Annotated in this window: 17 protein-coding genes; 4 read left to right on the plus strand and 13 right to left on the minus strand. The window is 65.3% G+C overall.

All coding sequences use genetic code 11. From position 1 onward, the window contains the following. Positions 1-157: 157 nt before the first annotated feature. The 13 genes from BDD21_RS06540 to mnmG all read right to left on the minus strand — a co-directional run bounded on the left by BDD21_RS06540 (position 158) and on the right by mnmG (position 11,945). On the minus strand, positions 158-580 hold the full coding sequence (locus BDD21_RS06540) for a F0F1 ATP synthase subunit epsilon (RefSeq protein ID WP_120796468.1): 423 nt from the start codon (positions 578-580) through the stop codon (positions 158-160). Positions 581-779: 199 nt separating this feature from the next. Then, entirely contained in the window at positions 780-2,162 is a 1,383-nt protein-coding gene (gene atpD / locus BDD21_RS06545) for a F0F1 ATP synthase subunit beta (RefSeq protein WP_120796469.1), read from the minus strand. A gap of 101 nt (positions 2,163-2,263) precedes the next feature. Further along, entirely contained in the window at positions 2,264-3,127 is an 864-nt protein-coding gene (atpG, locus tag BDD21_RS06550) for a F0F1 ATP synthase subunit gamma (protein WP_120796470.1), read from the minus strand. 151 nt (positions 3,128-3,278) lie between these two features. Further along, positions 3,279-4,820, minus strand: coding sequence for a F0F1 ATP synthase subunit alpha (gene atpA, locus BDD21_RS06555; RefSeq protein WP_120796471.1), 1,542 nt, complete (start codon positions 4,818-4,820; stop codon positions 3,279-3,281). Positions 4,821-4,833: 13 nt separating this feature from the next. Next, positions 4,834-5,373 carry a F0F1 ATP synthase subunit delta gene (locus BDD21_RS06560; RefSeq protein WP_120796472.1) on the minus strand — a complete coding sequence of 180 codons (540 nt, stop codon included), beginning with the start codon at positions 5,371-5,373 and terminating at the stop codon, positions 4,834-4,836. Between the two features lie 9 nt (positions 5,374-5,382). Next, positions 5,383-5,853: a F0F1 ATP synthase subunit B gene (locus BDD21_RS06565; RefSeq protein WP_120796473.1), complete on the minus strand. Its 471-nt coding sequence runs from the start codon at positions 5,851-5,853 to the stop codon at positions 5,383-5,385. Between the two features lie 81 nt (positions 5,854-5,934). Further along, the gene (gene atpE, locus BDD21_RS06570; RefSeq protein WP_007193473.1) at positions 5,935-6,186 is read right to left on the minus strand and encodes a F0F1 ATP synthase subunit C; all 252 of its coding nucleotides are present in this window, start codon (positions 6,184-6,186) and stop codon (positions 5,935-5,937) included. A gap of 43 nt (positions 6,187-6,229) precedes the next feature. Then, complete coding sequence (gene atpB, locus BDD21_RS06575) at positions 6,230-7,099, minus strand: F0F1 ATP synthase subunit A (RefSeq protein ID WP_120796474.1); 870 nt, start codon at positions 7,097-7,099, stop codon at positions 6,230-6,232. Between the two features lie 10 nt (positions 7,100-7,109). Further along, positions 7,110-7,490 (minus strand): ATP synthase subunit I, encoded by a 381-nt coding sequence (locus BDD21_RS06580; protein ID WP_120796475.1) that lies wholly within the window; start codon positions 7,488-7,490, stop codon positions 7,110-7,112. Positions 7,491-7,674: 184 nt separating this feature from the next. Continuing rightward, on the minus strand, positions 7,675-8,604 hold the full coding sequence (locus BDD21_RS06585; protein WP_120796476.1) for a ParB/RepB/Spo0J family partition protein: 930 nt from the start codon (positions 8,602-8,604) through the stop codon (positions 7,675-7,677). Positions 8,605-8,615: 11 nt separating this feature from the next. Further along, positions 8,616-9,404, minus strand: a complete 789-nt coding sequence (locus BDD21_RS06590; protein ID WP_120796477.1) for a ParA family protein — start codon at positions 9,402-9,404, stop codon at positions 8,616-8,618. Between the two features lie 7 nt (positions 9,405-9,411). Continuing rightward, positions 9,412-10,071, minus strand: a complete 660-nt coding sequence (gene rsmG / locus BDD21_RS06595; RefSeq protein WP_120796478.1) for a 16S rRNA (guanine(527)-N(7))-methyltransferase RsmG — start codon at positions 10,069-10,071, stop codon at positions 9,412-9,414. After that, entirely contained in the window at positions 10,071-11,945 is a 1,875-nt protein-coding gene (mnmG, locus tag BDD21_RS06600; protein ID WP_120796479.1) for a tRNA uridine-5-carboxymethylaminomethyl(34) synthesis enzyme MnmG, read from the minus strand. The genes rsmG and mnmG overlap by 1 nt, the downstream gene beginning before the upstream one ends. 68 nt (positions 11,946-12,013) lie before the next feature. Between mnmG and BDD21_RS06605 the strand changes: the two genes are divergently transcribed. From BDD21_RS06605 to BDD21_RS06620, 4 genes are all read left to right on the plus strand, one after another. After that, positions 12,014-12,961 carry an AAA family ATPase gene (locus BDD21_RS06605; RefSeq protein ID WP_120799785.1) on the plus strand — a complete coding sequence of 316 codons (948 nt, stop codon included), beginning with the start codon at positions 12,014-12,016 and terminating at the stop codon, positions 12,959-12,961. A 111-nt stretch (positions 12,962-13,072) separates the two neighbouring features. Beyond that, positions 13,073-14,065, plus strand: a complete 993-nt coding sequence (locus BDD21_RS06610) for a DUF58 domain-containing protein (RefSeq protein ID WP_120796480.1) — start codon at positions 13,073-13,075, stop codon at positions 14,063-14,065. After that, on the plus strand, positions 14,028-16,049 hold the full coding sequence (locus tag BDD21_RS06615; RefSeq protein ID WP_120796481.1) for a transglutaminase TgpA family protein: 2,022 nt from the start codon (positions 14,028-14,030) through the stop codon (positions 16,047-16,049). The genes BDD21_RS06610 and BDD21_RS06615 overlap by 38 nt, the downstream gene beginning before the upstream one ends. Before the next feature lie 532 nt (positions 16,050-16,581). Beyond that, positions 16,582-18,813, plus strand: coding sequence for an AAA family ATPase (locus BDD21_RS06620; protein WP_120796482.1), 2,232 nt, complete (start codon positions 16,582-16,584; stop codon positions 18,811-18,813). The last annotated feature ends 174 nt before the right edge of the window (positions 18,814-18,987 follow it).

The raw sequence follows: 18,987 nt of genomic DNA on the forward strand, positions 1-18,987 counted from the left end.
CAGGATGGGCCGGCGGGGCCCCCTTGCGGGTCGCCGGTGCGGCGTGGCGAACAAGGGGAGCAGGAAGAGGGTCGAGGCGATGCCTCGTAGAACGAACGGCCCGCGCGTGTCCGAGCGGGCCTATGAATTCGTAAACTCAAGAAGCGATCCGGACGGATCAGCCCTTCATCTTGCGGAGCTTCTCGATCGCTCGCAACTGTGCGATCGCCTCGGCCAGCTCGGCTTGGGCCTTGGCGTACTCGAACTGAGCGGTCTGACCGGCTAATGCCTCCTCGGCACGGCGCTTGGCGTCGAGCGCCGCGGCCTCGTCGAGGTCACGCGCACGGATCGCGGTATCGGCCAAGACGGTCACGACATGCGGCTGGACCTCGAGCATGCCGCCGGAGACATAGAAATGCTCCTGCTCGCCGTGCTCGTTCTCGACCCGTACGTCACCCGGCTTCAGACGGCTGATGAACGCGGTGTGCCGGGGCGCGATACCGACCTCGCCCAGCTGGGCGGTCGCGTACACCATGGTCGCCTGACCCGAATGAATCGCCCCTTCGGCGCTTACGATATCGACGTGAATTGTCATCGCCATAGTGCACCCCTATTAAACCGCGTCATGTTGTCAAACATGACGTTCTCGCGGAATCGGTCCGAAGCGGACTTCAGTCCCTCTGTGCCGACGCGGTTTAAAATGAAAAAATAAAATCCTAAAACGCGGCAGCTCCGACATCTGTCGAGAAGTGCGCCGCTCGACCAAGGCCATGAACAGCGCACGTCGCTCAGGCCGCGTTTTAGCTACCCATCTTCTCGGCCTTGGCCACTGCTTCTTCGATGCCGCCGACCATATAGAAGGCCTGCTCGGGCAGGTGATCGTAGTCGCCGCTCACGATCGCCTTGAAGTCCTTGATGGTGTCTTTGACGGACACGAACTTGCCGGGCGAGCCGGTGAAGACCTCGGCCACGAAGAAGGGCTGCGAGAGGAAGCGCTGGATCTTGCGGGCACGCGACACGGCGAGCTTGTCGTCGTCGGAGAGCTCGTCCATACCGAGGATGGCGATGATGTCCTTGAGTTCCTTGTAGCGCTGCAAGGTGCCCTGCACCGCACGCGCGGTCTGGTAGTGCTCCTGGCCGACCACGTTCGGGTCGAGGATTCGGCTGGTGGAGTCCAGCGGATCCACGGCCGGGTAGATGCCCAGCTCGGCGATCTGACGGGACAACACGAGGGTCGCGTCCAAATGCGCAAAGGTGGTCGCCGGCGACGGGTCGGTCAAGTCGTCCGCGGGGACGTACACCGCCTGGAAGGAGGTGATGGAGCCGGTGCGCGTGGAGGTGATGCGCTCCTGCAGCGCGCCCATCTCGGAGGCCAGTGTCGGCTGGTAACCTACGGCGGAGGGCATGCGGCCCAAGAGCGCCGAGACCTCGGTTCCGGCCAAGGTGTAGCGGTAGATGTTGTCGACGAAGAGCAGGACGTCCCGGCCCTCTTCGCGGAAGAACTCGGCCATGGTCAGACCGGTTAGCGCGACGCGAAGACGGTTGCCGGGCGGCTCGTTCATCTGGCCGTAGACCAGGGCCACCTTGTCGAGAACGTTCGACTCCTTCATCTCGTGATAGAAGTCGTTGCCCTCGCGGGTGCGCTCGCCGACGCCGGCGAATACGGAGAAGCCGGAATGCTCGGCGGCGATGTTGCGGATCAGCTCCATCAGGGTCACGGTCTTGCCGACACCGGCGCCGCCGAAGAGGCCGACCTTGCCGCCCTTGGGGATGGGCATGATGAGGTCGATGACCTTGATGCCGGTCTCCAAGATCTCGGTGGAGGTCGCCTGGTCTTCGAACGGCGGTGCGGAACGGTGGATCGACCAGCGCTCCTCGGACTCGACATCGCCCAGCTCGTCGATGGGGTTGCCCAGCACGTCCATGATGCGGCCGAGCGTCTTCTGCCCGACCGGCACCTGGATCGGTGCGCCGGTGGCAAGTGCGGGGATGCCGCGCTGCAGACCATCGGTGGATCCCATGGCGATCGCGCGCACGACGCCGTCGCCGAGCTGTTGCTGAACCTCGAGGGTCAGCCCCGTCGACTCGATCTTGAGCGCCTCATAGACCTTGGGTATCTCGCCGCGCGGGAACTGAACGTCCACGACGGCTCCGATGATCTCCACCACGTTACCAGAGCTCATAGTCTTTTCCTCTTATGCCTTCCGGCCAATAGCGATTCTGTTTGTATGCGAGCACTCGATGTCCGAGCGCTGGGCGCGAGCGACTGCGACCTATCGGGCGATCACACGGCGGCCGCGCCGCTCACGATCTCGGAGATCTCTTGGGTGATCGCAGCCTGTCGGGCCTTGTTGTAAATGAGCTGAAGCTCGCCGATCAGGTCGCCGGCATTGTCCGAGGCCGACTTCATCGCGACCATGCGCGAGGCTTGCTCGCAGGCGCCGTTCTCGACCACCGCTTGGTAGACGAGCGACTCGATATAACGGGTCAACAGGGCATCGAGCACCGTGTGCGCATCGGGCTCGTAGATGTAATCCCAGTGATAGGGCATCGCGGACTGCTCTTCACCGATGATTGGCACCAATTGCCGGATCATGGGACGCTGGGTCATGGTGTTGACGAATTCGTTGCTCGCAATATAGATGGCGTCGAGCTCTTTGGCCTCGAAGGCATCCAACATAACCTTCACGGGTCCGATCAAGTCCTCGATGTGCGGCTTGTCGCCGAGGTTGGTGACCTGTGCCTTGACGTCCCCGCCGAAGCGCTTGAAAAAGCCCAGCGCCTTGGATCCGATGGTACAGAATGCGGGCTCGGTTCCGGCCGTGCGCTTCTCTTTGATGTCGATGACAAGGCGACGAAAAAGATTGCTGTTGAGTCCGCCGCAGAGCCCCTTGTCGGACGAGACCACAATGTAGCCGACACGCTTGTGCGGTCGCTCCAGTGCCATGAACGAATGACGATATTCGGGTGTCGCCCGCGCCAGATGGCTGATGACCTGAAGCATCTTCTCGGAATAAGGCTTCGACGCCGCCATCCGGTCCTGCGCCTTGCGCATCTTGGAAGCCGCCACCATTTGCATGGCGCCGGTGATCTTTTGCGTGCTCTTGATGCTCGCAATCTTCGTGCGAATTTCTTTGGCGGCTGCCATATGTTAGCTCCCGGCCTTCAGCGGCCAGCCTCCGGCGCGAGCGCCGAGGTGGTGAAGGTTCGATACGTGTCAAGACGCACAACGCCAGCTATACCGGCCCCCCTGAGGAGGCCCCCCTGAGGAGGCCGGCCGCTGATGGCTGGCGGCTGCCCTACCAGGTGTTGTTGGCTTTGAATGCCTTGATGGCCTCGTGCAGCGCGGTCTGGATCTCCGCGCTGTAATCGCCGGTCGTATCGATCTGCTCGATCAACGCCGCCTGGGCCGACTTCATGTAGCTCTGCATCGCCTGCTCGAAGTCGACGATCTTCTTGACGTCGACATCGTCGAGATAGCCTTCGTTGGCCGCGAAGAGCGATACCGCCATCTGACCGACACTCATGGGCGAGTACTGGAACTGCTTCATCAGCTCCGTGACGCGCTCGCCACGCTGCAACTGCTTGCGGGTGGCTTCGTCGAGGTCGGACGCGAACTGCGAGAAGGCCGCGAGCTCGCGATACTGAGCGAGCGCGAGACGGATACCGCCGCCGAGCTTCTTGATGATCTTCGTTTGGGCAGCACCGCCGACACGCGACACGGACAGACCGGCATTGATGGCGGGTCGAATACCGGCGTTGAAGAGGTCGGTCTCGAGGAAGATCTGACCATCCGTGATCGAGATGACGTTGGTCGGGACGAAGGCCGAGACGTCGCCGGCCTGCGTCTCGATGATCGGCAGCGCGGTCAAGGATCCGGTCTTGCCTTTCACGGCGCCGCCGGTGGCCTGCTCCACATAGTGTGCGTTGACGCGTGCGGCGCGCTCAAGCAAGCGGGAATGGAGATAGAAGACGTCGCCGGGATAGGCTTCGCGACCCGGAGGACGACGCAGCAACAGCGAAACTTGGCGATAGGCCCACGCCTGCTTGGTCAAATCATCGTAGACGATCAGGGCGTCTTCGCCCTTGTCGCGGAAGTACTCGCCCATGGTGCAGCCGGCATAGGGCGCGATGTACTGCATCGCGGCCGATTCGGCGGCGGCAGCGGCTACGATGATGGTGTGATCCATCGCGCCGTGCTCTTCGAGCTTGCGCACCAGCGCGGCAATCGAGGAGTTCTTCTGCCCGATGGCGACGTAGATACACTTAACGCCGGTGCCTTTCTGGTTGATGATGGCGTCCACGGCGACAGCGGTCTTACCGGTCTGGCGGTCGCCGATGATCAGCTCGCGCTGTCCACGACCCACCGGCACCATCGCATCGATTGCCTTCAGACCGGTCTGAACCGGCTCGTCGACCGACTGACGGGCAATGACGCCGGGGGCGACCTTCTCGATCGGGGCGGTGCCGGATGCCTGAATCGGTCCCTTGCCGTCGATCGGGTTGCCCAACGCATCGACGACGCGCCCGAGCAGCCCTTCGCCGACCGGCACCTCGAGGACGCGTCCGGTGCAGCGCACCCAATCGCCTTCGGACAAATGGGTGTATTCACCCAAGACCACCGCGCCGACCGAGTCGCGCTCGAGGTTCAACGCAAGCCCGAAGGCGTCGCCGGGGAACTCCAGCATCTCGTAATACTTGGCGTCCGAGAGACCGTGCACGCGCACGATCCCGTCGGTCAAGCTGACGATGGTGCCTTCGGTCCGCGCCTCGGTCTGAAGATCGAGCTTCTCGATCTTTTGTTTGATGAGATCGCTGATCTCGGAAGGATTCAGTTGCATGGCGGTGTCCCGTTCAGAATTGCAATGCGTGAGCCAGTTGCTTGAGCTTGCCGCGGACCGAGTCGTCGATGACAAGGTCCCCGGCGCGAATCTCGATCCCGCCGATCAGGGTGCTGTCGGTCTCGACGGTGACCTCGACCTGCCCGCCGAAGCGTTTCGCGAGCGCGGCGGAAACCGCCGCCTGCTCGGATTCGCTCACGTCGAATGCGCTGCGAATCAGCACATGGCGCACGCCTTGATCGGCGGTCCGGCTCGCCTCGAAGAGTCTTGTGATCTCGGGCAATGCCGCAAGCCTGGCGTTCTCGGTCAGCAACCCCAGGAGATTGGATGCCTCGGGCAGGAGATCATCGCCGCAGACCTCGAGGATGATGTCGCGGATGCGCTCGCGGGGCACGTTCGGGTTGGCGATCTGCTCGGCCATCTGGGGATCGCCCACGACGGCCGAGAGCATCTCGAGAGCTTGCGACCAGGCGTCCAACTGACCGACCTCTTTCGCGCGCTCGAACACGGCCTCTGCGTAAGGCCGCGCGATGGTGGTGATGTCTCCGGCCATGGGTGTTCCCTAAAGCTGCTTGGCGAACGATTCGACGAGGCCCTTGTGCGCCTTGATGTCGATCTCCTTCTGGAGGATCTTCTCGGCGGCGGCGACGGCAAGCGTGGCAACCCGCTCGCGAAGCTCTTCGCGGGCACGGTTGGTTTCCCGGTCGATCTCGGCTTGGGCGGCGGCGACCACACGGCCGCTTTCGCTGCGCGCGTCCACCTTGGCCTCTTCCACGATCTCGGTTGCCCGCTTCTGAGCCTGCGCGACGATATCGGCGGCAGCGGCCTTGGCGTCCTTGATGAGGACGAGGGCGCGCTGCTCCCCGAGCGCCTTCTCTTGATGACCGCGCTCGGCCGCGGCGAGACCCTCGGCGATCTTCGCTTTGCGCTCCGCCAACGCATTCACGATCGGCGGCCAGATAAACTTCATACAGAACCCGACGAACACCGCGAAGGCGATCATCTGGGCGAACAGGGTCAGATTGATATTCATAGCGTTGCCTCGTGCCTATGCCTCATACCGCGTCCGGGAACAGGGCCAGGAGCCTCGACCCCGGCGGAAGTGGGATGGGTGTCAGGCAGCGAACATCACGAACAGACCCATGGCGATCGCGATGACAGGCAGCGCGTCGACCAGACCCATAACAATGAAGAACTGGGTGCGGAGCATCGGGATCAGCTCGGGCTGACGGGCTGCGCCTTCGAGAAAGCGACCACCCAGGATACCGATACCGACGCCGGCGCCGACCGCGCCGAGACCCAGCATCAAGCCTGCACCGATGAACTTGATGACGTCGGCGAACAGGTTAGCGACTTCGAGTTCCATGATTCTCTCCAGTAATGAACAGTGTTAGAGCAGGAAAAACGGGTTAGTGATGCTCCTGGTGGGCCATGTCGAGATAGACGACGGTCAGCACCATGAAGATGAAAGCCTGCAGCGTAATGATGAGGATATGGAACACGGCCCAGACGAACTGCAGCATTCCGCCGGTGATATTCAACACCATACTGCTGCCGTAGAGCAGCGCGATCAGGATGAAGATCATCTCGCCCGCATACATGTTGCCGAACAGACGCAGTGCCAGCGAAAGCGGCTTCGAGAGGAGACTGATGCCTTCGAGCAGGAGGTTGGCAGGCATGCCCCACTTGCCGAACGGCTGCATCGTCAGCTCGGCGGCGAAGCCCCCGATGCCCTTCATCTTGACGCTGTAATAGAGCACGAGACCGAAGACCACGAGCGCCATGCCGAAGGTCGCATTCGGGTCGGTGGTCGGCACGATGCGCAGGAAGACATGATGCGGGTCCGCACCGAACAGCGACATGAGCTGCCCGAAGAGATGCGGGATCAGATCGACCGGGATCAGGTCCATCAGATTCATTAAGAAGACCCAGGCGAAGATCGTCAGGGCAAGAGGCCCGACCAGCGGGTTCTTCGCGGTGAACGAGCCGCGGACGTTCTCTTCGACGAAATCAACGATCCACTCGACGAAGTTTTGAGCCCCGCTCGGCACGCCGACGGTCATCTTCTCGGCCACGCGTCGGAAGAACCAAATAAAGAGGTATCCGAGAAGGATGGAGAAGAACATGGTGTCGACGTTGATCGCCCAGAATCCCATCTCGGCTGCCTCGGCACTGGAACGCGCGAAGCCGAAACCCTGCTCGGGATGAACCCCGAGTGTCAGGTTGGTGAGGTGATGCTGGATATAATCCTGGGAGGTGAGCGTTTCGGAAGCAGCCATCGATCGTCTCTCACTTCGTGGTTCGTTCGGGCGTTTGAGCCGCAATCAGGGTCGGGATGACCTGGACCGCGAGATAGGCGCCAAGCAACACCGGGAGGTTAAGGTCGTCCAGGGTCACGAAGGCGATCGTGAACAAGCCTAGAATCAAGACGATCTTCAGGATCTCGGCACCATAAATGCGCATGACCAGCCGCGCGGGCTCCCGGGCGCGATAACCGCGAAAGACCAGGGCCGCGAACAAGGCATTGGCCACCAAGCAAGAGCCGGCCCCGACAAGGACCGAGACGGTAACCGAGACGCCGAACGGGAGGGCGAATACCACCGAGGCCAAGCCAAGGAGACTCTGGAGTTTCAGGACCCTTTTGGCCTGGAGCGTGTCCGGCTGATGCATCAGATCGTCATGGTTTGGTTGAGCACACCGCTCACCGGCGCGCAGTATAAGGGGTCACGTATATAGGGTCAACGCGATGTCGGCGTTTCCGAACGCAGCCGGAAACGATCCTCATGATTGAGCAAGGCAATAGACCGAGCGCACGGCCGACTCGGGCCTGTCGGAAATTCCGGGGGGAAACGAATCACTTGATGTGGGCCAGGATGCCGTCGAGCTCGTCGAGGCTGTTGTAGGCGATCACCAGCTTGCCGGCGCCGCGATTGCCCTGCTGAATCTGGACACGCGCGCCGAGCTTGTCCGTCAGGTCGGTCTGAAGCCTGCGGATGTTGGGATCGAGATCGGGCTTGTGCTCCGAGGCCCCGAGGGCCTCGCCGGATTGCTGGATCCGGCGCACCAGGCGCTCGGTCTCGCGCACCGAGAGTCCGCCCCTGACAACCTGAGCCGCGGTCGTGCTCTGATCGTGCCCCCGCAGGCCAAGCAGTGCGCGGGCATGACCCATCTCCAGCAGGCCCTTCTCGAGAAAGTCGCGGACATCCGGGTTGAGATCCAGCAGACGCAGCAGGTTGGTCACCATCGAGCGCGACTTGCCCAGGGCATCGGCGATCTGCTGGTGGGTCAGGTTGAACTCTTTGAGCAGGCGCTCAAGCGCACCGGCTTCTTCCAGCGGATTCAGGTCGGCGCGCTGGATGTTCTCGATGAGCCCGATCGCCAGCGCGGCCTGCTCGTCGACCTCCCGCACCACGACCGGGATCTCGGCGAGACCGGCGAGCTGGCAGGCCCGCCAGCGCCGCTCGCCGGCGATGATCTCGTAGCTCTCCCCGGCAAGCGGGCGGACCACGATCGGCTGGATGACGCCTTGCGCGAGGATCGAATCGGAGAGCTCGCGCAAGGCATCGGGGTCGAAGTCGTGGCGGGGCTGGTAGCGTCCGGGCCGGATGCACTCCACGGGCAAGCGGGTAACGCGCTCGCTCCCGTGCTCGCCGACCATGGGGGCGGATGGCTCCTCCTCCGGGCTCGACACCGCGACCATCGGTGCGCGGGCCGCCCCGAGCAGGGCATCGAGCCCGCGTCCCAGCCCCTTTTTCTTCGGTGGCGTTTTCTGCTCGCTGTCCATGGTCACCCGCCTCAGGCCGCGGACTTACGCGTCTCGCGACGACGCAGCAGCTCGCTGGCGAGCGCAAGATAGGCGACTGCGCCCTTGGACGCCGGATCATAGAGCAGGGCCGGCAGACCGTGACTGGGCGCCTCGGCCAGACGCACGTTGCGCGGGATGATGGTGCGATAGACCTGATCTTTGAAATGGGTGACGAGCTGGGTCGAGACCTGATTGGCGAGGTTGTTGCGCGGGTCGTGCATGGTGCGCAGGATCCCCTCCACCCGCAGCTCCGGGTTGCGGTTGGCGCGGATCTGCTCGATGGTGTCCATCAGGGCCGATAGGCCTTCCAAGGCGTAATACTCGCACTGGATCGGGATCAGGACGCCCCCGGCCGCGACCAGCGCATTGACCGTAAGCATATTGAGCGACGGGGGACAGTCGACGATGACCAGCTCGTAGTCCTGGAGCGCATCGGCCAGCACCCGCGCGAAACGACGCTCGCGGTCCGGCGAGTCGAGCAGCCCGATCTCGGCCGCGGTCAGATCCCCGTTGGCCGGCAGTAGATCGAAGCCCGGCGCGGGGTCCTCGACACGACACAGACAGTCGGCCAACGTCACGTCGCCGAGCAGCAGATCGCAGGTCGAGTTGGCGAGGTTGTGCTTGTCGACCCCGCAGCCCATGGTGGCGTTGCCCTGCGGGTCGAGGTCGACCAGCAAGACGCGCCGCTTGAGCGAGGCCAGCGAGGCCGCCAGATTGACCGCGGTCGTGGTCTTGCCGACGCCGCCCTTCTGGTTGGCAATGGCGATGATGTTGACCATAGGGGACTCAGTCACTCCGAAACTCGATCAGGTGGCGCTCGACGTCGAGGAAGGGGATTTGCAGCGGGTGGACGTGCACGGACCCGTTCGACAGGTCTTGCATGCGCGCGACGTCGTCGAGGTCGCGCCCCTTCATCAGGAGCAATCGGCCCGGACGCGCCAGCAGATCCCGGTGAGCGGCGCCGAGCAGATCGGCGGCCGCGACGGCACGACTCACTATGGTACTGAAGTTTCGCCCCGGCCGGTATGTCTCCATCCGAGCATGGACCGTTTCGACGTTGTCGAGCCGCAGCTCCAAGACCGCCTGGCGAACGAATCGCAGCTTCTTCTGGTTGCTGTCGAGCAGCCAAAAGCGCCGTTGCGGCTCGACGATCGCCAGCGGCAGACCAGGCAGACCGGCGCCCGTGCCGAGGTCCAGTACGCTCTCGCCGAACAAGAACGGCGCAACCGCGAGGCTGTCGAGCAGATGTTTGGAGACCATCTCAAGCGGATCGCGCACCGCGGTCAGGTTGTAGGCCCGGTTCCAGCGCGCCAGGAGGGCGATGAGATGCAGCAGGCGCTCTTGCGCCGTTACGTCCAGCGCGAGACCCAGTTGCGTTGCGCCTGCGGACAGCCGCCCGGACAGATCCGATGCACCTTCGACAGCGACGAGGGGTGCGCTCGCCATCAGGCGCAGCGCCGCTTCAGATGGATCAGCAGCAGCGACACGGCCGCCGGGGTCACGCCGGGGATGCGTGCGGCCTGACCCAGGGTGTGCGGTCGCACCCGATTGAGCTTCTCGCGCACCTCGGTCGAGAGACCGCGCACCTGGTCAAAGTCGAAATCCTCGGGCAGCGCTCGGGCGTCCTGGTCACGATGGCGGTCGATCTCGTCACGCTGGCGCTCGATGTAACCCTGATAGCGCGCCTGGATCTCAAGCTGCTCGGTGACCTCGGCGGGCAGAGGCTCGGGCGGATCGCCGGCGAGGGCCACGACCCCCGCATAGCCGACGTTCGGGCGGGCGAGCAGCTCGGAGGCGCGCACCTCGCGCCGCAGCGGCTCGCCGAGAATGCGCTCGGCGAGCGCCTGATCGATCCGCTCGGGACGCACGAAGGTCTCGCGCAAGCGCTGGCGCTCGCGCTCGATCGCCTCGCGCTTGTCCTCGAAACGACGCCATTGCGCATCGCCGACCAAGCCGAGCCGTCGGCCCGATTCGGTCAGGCGCAGGTCGGCGTTGTCCTCGCGCAGCATCAGCCGATACTCGGCCCGGCTGGTGAACATCCGGTAGGGCTCGGCCGTCCCGCGCGTGATGAGATCGTCAACCATGACACCGAGATAGGCTTCGTCGCGACGCGGCAGCCAGGGGTCTCGGCCCTGCACCGCAAGGGCTGCGTTGACGCCGGCCAGCAGGCCCTGCGCCGCGGCCTCCTCGTAGCCGGTCGTTCCGTTGATCTGGCCGGCAAAGTAGAGGCCCTGAATATGGCGCGTCTCCAACGAAGGCTTGAGATCTCGCGGATCGAAGAAGTCGTATTCGATCGCATAGCCCGGACGGGTGATGTGCGCGTGCTCGAAACCGACGATCGAGCGCACCAATGCCTGTTGGATATCGAAAGGCAGGCTGGTCGAGATGCCGTTCGGATAGACCTCATGGGTCTCGAGCCCCTCCGGCTCGACGAAGATCTGATGCGACGTCTTCTCGGCGAAGCGCACCACCTTGTCCTCGATCGAGGGACAATAGCGCGGTCCGACACCGGCGATGACGCCCGTGTAGAGCGGCGAGCGCGAGAGGCCCGAATGGATGATCTCGTGGGTGCGTGCATTGGTGTGGGTGATGTAGCAGCTCACCTGGCGCGGATGATCGCTGGCGCTGCCCGTATAGGAGAAGACCGGCACCGGCACGTCGCCCGGCTGCTCGGCGAGACGCGCGAAATCGATGCTCCGCCCGTCGATACGCGGCGGCGTACCTGTCTTGAGGCGCTCCACACGAAACGGCAGCTCGCGCAGACGTCGCGAGAGTGCATTCGACGGTGGATCGCCGGCGCGTCCGCCCTCATAGTTCGAGAGTCCGATATGGATGCGACCGCCCAGGAAGGTCCCGACCGTGAGCACGACCGCATGCGCGCGAAAGCGCAACCCCATCTGAGTCTCGACGCCGACCACCCGGTCCTGCTCGATCAGGAGGTCTTCGACCGATTGTTGGAACAGGGTGAGCCCGGCTTGGTTCTCGACCGCCGAGCGCACCGCAGCCTTGTAGAGGATGCGATCGGCCTGAGCGCGTGTCGCCCGCACCGCCGGTCCCTTGCTGGCGTTGAGGATGCGAAACTGGATACCGCCGCGATCCGCCGCGCGAGCCATCAGGCCGCCGAGCGCATCGATCTCCTTGACCAGATGACCCTTGCCGATGCCCCCGATGGCCGGATTGCAGCTCATCTGGCCGACGGTTTCGATATTCTGGGTCAGCAGGAGTGTGCGCAGACCGCAGCGGGCCGCCGCAAGCGCCGCTTCGGTACCCGCGTGACCACCGCCCACCACCACCACGTCGTAAGGATCACCGACCATCATGAAGGGAAACCCAAGTCTATGAGACCAGTCAGTTTAACCCAGATACCTTCACGGATACCCCTATGGCGATGCATCTGACCCGGCAGGTCTCAAGCGACTCGGCCGGTCTCGGGGAACGGGTGCTCGAGGCTGCACGTCTGGTGATCCTCGGCAAGGACCGCGAGCTGCGGCTCGCCTTGGCCTGTCTGATGGCGCGCGGGCATCTCCTGATCGAGGATGTGCCCGGCGTGGGCAAGACCACCTTGGCACACCTGCTCGCACGGCTGCTCGGTCTGGAGTACACCCGGATCCAGTTCACCAGCGATCTGCTGCCGGCCGACGTGATCGGGGTGTCGGTCTACGACCGGGCCTCCGAGTCGTTTCGTTTTCATCCCGGCCCCGTCTTCTCGCAGTTGGTGCTCGCCGACGAGATCAATCGCGCGACACCCAAGGCGCAAAGCGCGCTCCTGGAGGCGATGGAAGAGCGCCAGGTCACGGTCGAAGGCGAAACCCGGCCCTTGCCGGAGCCCTTCTTCGTTATCGCGACCCAGAACCCGCTCTTTCAGGTCGGAACCTTTCCGTTGCCGGAATCCCAATTGGATCGGTTCCTGATGCGGATCCGGCTCGGCTATCCCGCAGCCGAGCAGGAAAAGGCCCTCCTGGCGGGCGAGGATCGGCGCACCATGGTGGCGCGTCAACAGCCGGCCCTGACCGGCGCGCAATTGATGGCGTTGCAGCAGCAGGTCGTCGAGGTCCATGCCGCTCCCGCCATCATCGAGTATGTCCACGCCATCCTTGCGCTCACGCGCAGCAGCGAGCGGTTTCTGCTCGGACTCTCGCCGCGCGCGGGGCTCGGGATGCTGCGCGCGGCGAAGGCGTGGGCGCTGCTTTCCGACCGCGATTACGTGATCCCGGAGGATATCCAAGCCGTCCTGCCGTCCTGCGTCGTGCATCGGCTGGCGGCGTCGGAGTACGGGGGGCGGCTCGACGAAGAGGCGGTGGTGAGTGCGATCCTGGATCATGTCACGCTCGCTTAAGCTGCGTCCTGCGTTATCCACGACATCGCGAGGAGACGCGACCGCCGGGACTGTCCATCACCGTCGTGGTTGACACCGCTTAAGCGAGGATTTTTCGGGTGAGGATCAGGCATGTTCGACTGGACGCGCTTTAAGGCTAAACGGTTGAGTCATTTGTTTCGCCGGGTGGCGCGTGGGGGTGACGGGGTTGCACGGGTCGGCAGTCGTCAGATCTATATCCTGCCGACGGGGAACGGGCTGCGTTTCGCTGCGGTGCTCTTCGTCATGCTGCTGGGTTCGCTCAATTATCAGAACAACCTGGGGCTGCTTTTTACCTTTTTTCTCGCCTCCGTCGCGCTTGTGGCGATGCACCACACCTGGTTCAACCTGCTCGGGCTTTCAATTCAGGCCCGTGGCGGACCTCCGGTCTTCGCCGGGGACGATGCGAGCTTCGAGGTCGTCGTCGGCACGGAAGGGAAGCGGGCGCGTTACGACATCGGAATTCCGGCGGGCGAGACGCGGCATCAGTCGATCGCGATCCCGGGCGGGGACTGCGGCACGATCCGCATCACTCGACCGACACTGCGACGCGGGCTGTCGGGGCTCGACGAGGTGACGGTCGAGACACGCTTCCCGCTGCACCTCTTTCGCGCCTGGTGTTACGTGCGGACGGATGCGACGACCTTGGTCTACCCCAAGCCGGCACAGGTCGCGCCCGAGCCCGGATCCGCTGCGGGCGACACCGAGCCGAGCCGCCGGCAAGGTCCGGAGGGGATGGAGGATTATCTGGGTCCGCGGCCCTATCGCGACGGCGATTCACCCGGGCAGATTGACTGGAAGGCGTTCGCACGCGAGCGCGGGCTCGTCGTGAAGCAATTCGGAGGGGATCAAGGAGAAGAGGTCTGGATCGATTGGGCCGAATTGACCTCGGCGGACCCGGAGGCCAGGATCAGCCTGATGACGCGCCAGGTCCTCGACGCGGCCGAGGCCCAAGTCCGTTTCGGGCTGCGGCTGCCCGGTCTCGAAGAAGCGCCGGGGCGTGGCGCCGGCCATCTTCAACGCTGCCTGACGCATCTGGCGCTCTACGATGTCCAAGCGAACGATCCCCTCCAACGAGCGGCCTGAACGGGCCCAGGTCCTCTGGGTCACGCTGGTCCTGCTCGCGGCCTATCTCCCGCTCGGGGGCCAGCTCGCACTTCAAATCAGCGCCTTCGTCGGGCTGCTCTTCGCGATCCGTCTTGCGTCGCTGCGCTGGCCCGCGGTCCTGCCGGGCACCTGGCCGTTGGCGGCCTTGACCCTGATCGGCGTCGCCAACGCCGCGGTGACCTATCAGGGCTGGTCGGGGCAGAATGCCGGCACGGCGCTCTTCGTGTCCATGCTGGCGCTCAAGCTCATGGAGCTGCGGCGCAAGTCGGATATCCGTCTGGTCGCGACCCTGATCGGGTTTCTCGTCGTGGTTGAATTCCTGTTCGACCAGTCGCCTTGGTTGGTGCTCTATCTGGGCGCCGTGGTCTTGGGGGGCATCGCCCTCCTCGTCGATCTCAACGGCGGGCTCGGGGAGGCACGTCGGCGCGGTGCCTTTGCCGTCGCCGTGAGGCTCTCGCTCCAGGCCCTCCCGCTGACACTCATCCTCTTCCTGCTGTTTCCGCGTCTCAGTGCCCCGCTGTGGAGCCTGGGCTTGGACCCGAGCAAGGCGACGACCGGGATCTCGGACAGTCTCGAGCCGGGCGCGATCAGCGAGCTGGTGCTCAACGGCGAGCTGGCGTTTCGCGCCCGTTTCGACGGCATGCCGCCGGCTGCCGATCAGCTCTATTGGCGCGGCCCCGTTCTCTGGGAGACCGACGGGCGCCGCTGGTCGGTCGGGAAGGATATCGCCAGCACGGACGGCCCCGGCGCGCTCTTGGAAGCGGCTCGCCCGATCGACTACGAGGTCACCTTGGAGCCGACCGATCAACGCTGGCTCTTCGCGCTGGACATGCCGGACAGCGTCCCGGACGGGGCCTCCTTGAGCCCGGATCACCAATTGATCGCACGCCGGGTCGTGAGCGCGGTCAAGCGCTACCGGGTGACCTCAGCGCTCGACTATCGGACCGCGCCTCCGGATCCGGCGCGGCTTGCCGCCGGGCTGCAGGTCCCGGACAACGTCACGCCGCGCATGCGCCGCCTGGCCGACGATTGGCGGAGTCGCTCGGAGACCGATTGGGAGATGGTCCAGTCCGGTCTGCGGTTCTTCAACCGCGAGTCCTTCCACTACACCCTGATGCCGCCGCGCCTCGGCGCAAACCCGACCGACGAGTTCCTCTTCGAGACCCGACGCGGCTTCTGCGAGCATTACGCCAGTAGCTTCGCCGTCTTGATGCGCATGGCAGGCATCCCCTCGCGCATTGTCCTCGGCTATCTCGGGGGCGAGCTCAATCGCGTCGGCGGTTATCACATGATCTGGCAGTCCGACGCCCATGCCTGGGTCGAGGTCCTGATCGACGGACGCGGCTGGGTGCGGGTCGACCCCACCGCCGCCGTGGATCCCTCGCGCGTCGACAACAGCGGAGCCTCGCGCATGCTCGGCGCCGGCCCTTCGGTGCGCTTCACCCTGGAGCAGGCCGATGCGCTCGCCCGTTTCGCGCGCAACATGCGCCTCTTCGCCGACAGCCTGGATGCCGCCTGGCAGGATTGGGTCCTGGGCTTCTCGGTCGAGGATCAACTGGCCCTGCTGCAGCGGCTGCGGCTGGGCGAGCTGCGCGAGTACGGCCTGGTCGCACTGATGCTCGCCGCCCTCGGCATCACCCTCGGCATCCTGGTGCTCGCCTCGATCCGCGAACGCAAACCGCTCGACCCGCTCCAAGCCGAATACGCCCGCTTCTGCAAACGCCTCGCAGGCATCGGACTCGACCGTCTGCCCAACGAAGGACCAAGGGACTACGCCGGACGCGTCGTCGCGCAACGGCCGGATCTCGCACCGACGGTCGAGCGCTTCATGGATCTCTATATCCCCGCGCGTTACGGACCGGGGGATCCGCACGACGCCCTGACCGCGCTCGCCGATCTGCTGCGCGACTTTCGGCCCCGACCGGCGCGCCGTACATCAACGTTCGTCGGGCGCTCCCGGTAGTTTTCCGAAGGACAAACACGTCGTCGTAGGACTTCGAGCGCAGCATGCTGGTCTGAGCGCGACCCTCTGCTATCGTCTGATGAGCAATGGAGACCCTGGCTCTGCTCGGCCTCGGCCACCGTTTCGGCCACATCGGAAGTGTCCAGATCGCCGCCCGGGTACGCCGACTTCAGTCGGCTCCCGCGCTCGGGCGGCCTCAGTCGCCTGGGCGCGCTCGCACGGCGGACTGAAGTCCGCCTCCCCAGGAGCCGACTGAAGTCGGCGTACCCGGGCGTGCGGCCGGAGTTTGGCATCCGGATGATCCAATACGCCCTTCACCCGGATCCAATCCGCTCGAAAAAAAGCTCGCCGTAAAACGCGATCAACGAGGTTCCTCGCTCGACCGACGCTCGACCGATCGAGAGTCGCCGGTCACCGGTCGCCCGAGCCACGAAGACCATGGTCCGGCGGACCGCCGCACGGTCATCACGCGGTCCGGCACAGGCCCGTCGACGGTCGACGCCTCCAATCTTGACATAGAGAGCAAAGAACCATGAGTCAACACCCGCATCGCACCCTGTGGTGTCGTGACTTCGGCGCCGTCCCGGCCGCCGAGCGTCGTCTCGCCCGTCTCGCCCTGCAGTGGCTCGACAGCTTTCCGGCCGCGCGCGCCGCGTTGAGAGCCGACGACACCCTCGAAGCGATGTGGCGGTTGACCCTACCGCTGCTCGCACCCGACGCGGTCGCGGGCTGGTTGCCGCCGCCGAGTGACGAACAGTCGCCGGACGACGATGCCGACGTCCGATACGAGTCGGAAATGGTCCGTCAGCTCTCGAAACACATCGAAATCGACCGGCGGGGTGACGACGATCAGGCGCTGGATCACCGCCACCGGCATCGCGTCCACGTCTTCTTCAAGACACTGCCGCGCGCTGTCTTGACGCGCCTGGCCAAGGCCGACGGGCGGACGCCGGTCTCGACGACCATCGCCGTACTCGGCGAGGTCCTCGGGCTCGACGAAACGAGCCTTTGCGTGCTCGATTTTCTGGACCAGCGCGAGCAATCCGAGGCGCTGCGCTGTGTCTTGCGTGCGGGCAGCCGAGGCAGCGGGAGGACCAATCTGGAGCGCTTGGCAGGGGTTCTTGGAATCAAACCCAGTGCCTTGCGCGAGGCCTTGGCCAAGCGCGCCCCGCTGTGCAGTCTCGGGCTTCTCGACCGACAGCACCGTCACGAGTCCGACCTGGAGGACTTCCTGGCCCCGCAAAGCCTCCTGCGCGAGGTGCTCGATGCCGCGCCGCGGGACAGCGAGGCGTTGCTTGCGCTCCTGATCGAGCCGGCACCCGCCGGTGCCTGGCGCCTGGATGCCTTCCCGCATCTGGCCGCCGAGAGCGCGCGGCTGAGCGCGACCCTGGCGCGCGCCGCGGCCACCGGGGCGGTCGGTGTGAACGCGCTCTTTTACGGCGCGCCCGGCACCGGCAAGACCGAGCTGGCGCGTGCCCTGGTCGAGGCGTGCGGGCTGCGTGCCTATCAGGTGCGCAGTGCCGACGAGGACGCGGACGGGCTCGATCGCGACGGGCGCCTGTCGGCCTATTTGGTTGCGCAGCGCCTGCTCGGACGGCGCGGCGGCGCGGTGTTGATCTTCGACGAGGTCGAGGACGTGTTCGACGAGGGCGGCGGTCTGCTCGCGTGGCTCGGCGGGGAGCGCAGCACGGGTCGGCAGAAGGGCTGGATGAACCGCATCCTGGAGGAGAACCCGGTGCCGGCGATCTGGATCACCAACCGCACCGACGGGATGGATCCGGCCTTCCTGCGGCGCTTTCTGCTGCCGGTTGCCTTCACGACCCCGCCGCGGTCGGTCCGGCGCCGGATGGCCGAGCGCCATCTGGGGGACAGGGCGCTGCCGCCGGCGCTGCTCGACGAGCTGGCGGCGGACGCCGCTCTGGCGCCGGCGCAGCTGGGCGCGGCCCGCCGTCTGCTCGACCTGCACCCGCAGGCGCCGGCCGAGCAGACGGTCCGCGACGGCATCGGGGCGCTGCGCAGCCTCCTGCACGGGACACCGGGGCCGCGCCGACGCCGGACGGGCACGGTGTTCGACGTCGCCTATCTGAACCTGGCCGGCGACATCACGCCGGGCGCCATCGCCCGCGCGCTGGCCGAACGAGGACACGGCAGCCTGTGCTTTTACGGCCCGCCGGGGACCGGCAAGACCGCCTTCGCCGAGGTGCTGGCCGAGGCGCTCGACCGCGAGCTGGTGGCGCGACAGGCCTCCGACCTGGTCTCGCCCTATGTCGGGGAGACCGAGCAGAACCTGGCGCGCCTGTTTCGCGACTGCGACCCGGCGCACACGGTCCTGCTGCTGGACGAGGTCGACAGCTTCCTGGCCGACCGGCGCGCGGCCCGCCACGGCTGGGAGCGCACGCAGGTGAACGAGCTGTTGCAGCAGATGGAAGGCTTTCCCGGCATCTTCATCGCGGCAACCAACCTGATGTCGGGCATCGACCCCGCGGCGCTGCGGCGGTTCGACTTCAAGATGCACTTCCGTGCACTCAAGCCGGCCCAGCGCCTCGCCCTGTTCGCCCGCGAGGCGCTCGGCGACGCCGGCGCCCCGGTTCCGCCGGAGATCGCACGGTACCTGACGGCGCTGGAGACCCTGACACCGGGCGACTTCGCCACGGTCTGCCGCCAGCGCGAGCTGCTCGGCGAGACCCCGACACCGGAGCAGTTCCTGCGCCGGCTGATCGCGGAGTGCCGGTTGAAGGGGGAGGAGATGGTCAGGGCGGCGTGATCCCGGAGGGGGTCGAGTCGCTCCGGTCGGCGCCGAAGCGGATCCGGGCGGGATCCGCTTCGGCAAGGTCATTCCAGGATTTGCAGCAGCCTTGTGGGGCCGTACGCTTACGCGATACCGGCCCGATTTGTGAAGGTCGACGGGTCGACCGTGCCGATGAAGGACCAACCGAAT

This window comes from Thiocapsa rosea, from assembly GCF_003634315.1.
Taxonomy (GTDB): domain Bacteria; phylum Pseudomonadota; class Gammaproteobacteria; order Chromatiales; family Chromatiaceae; genus Thiocapsa; species Thiocapsa rosea.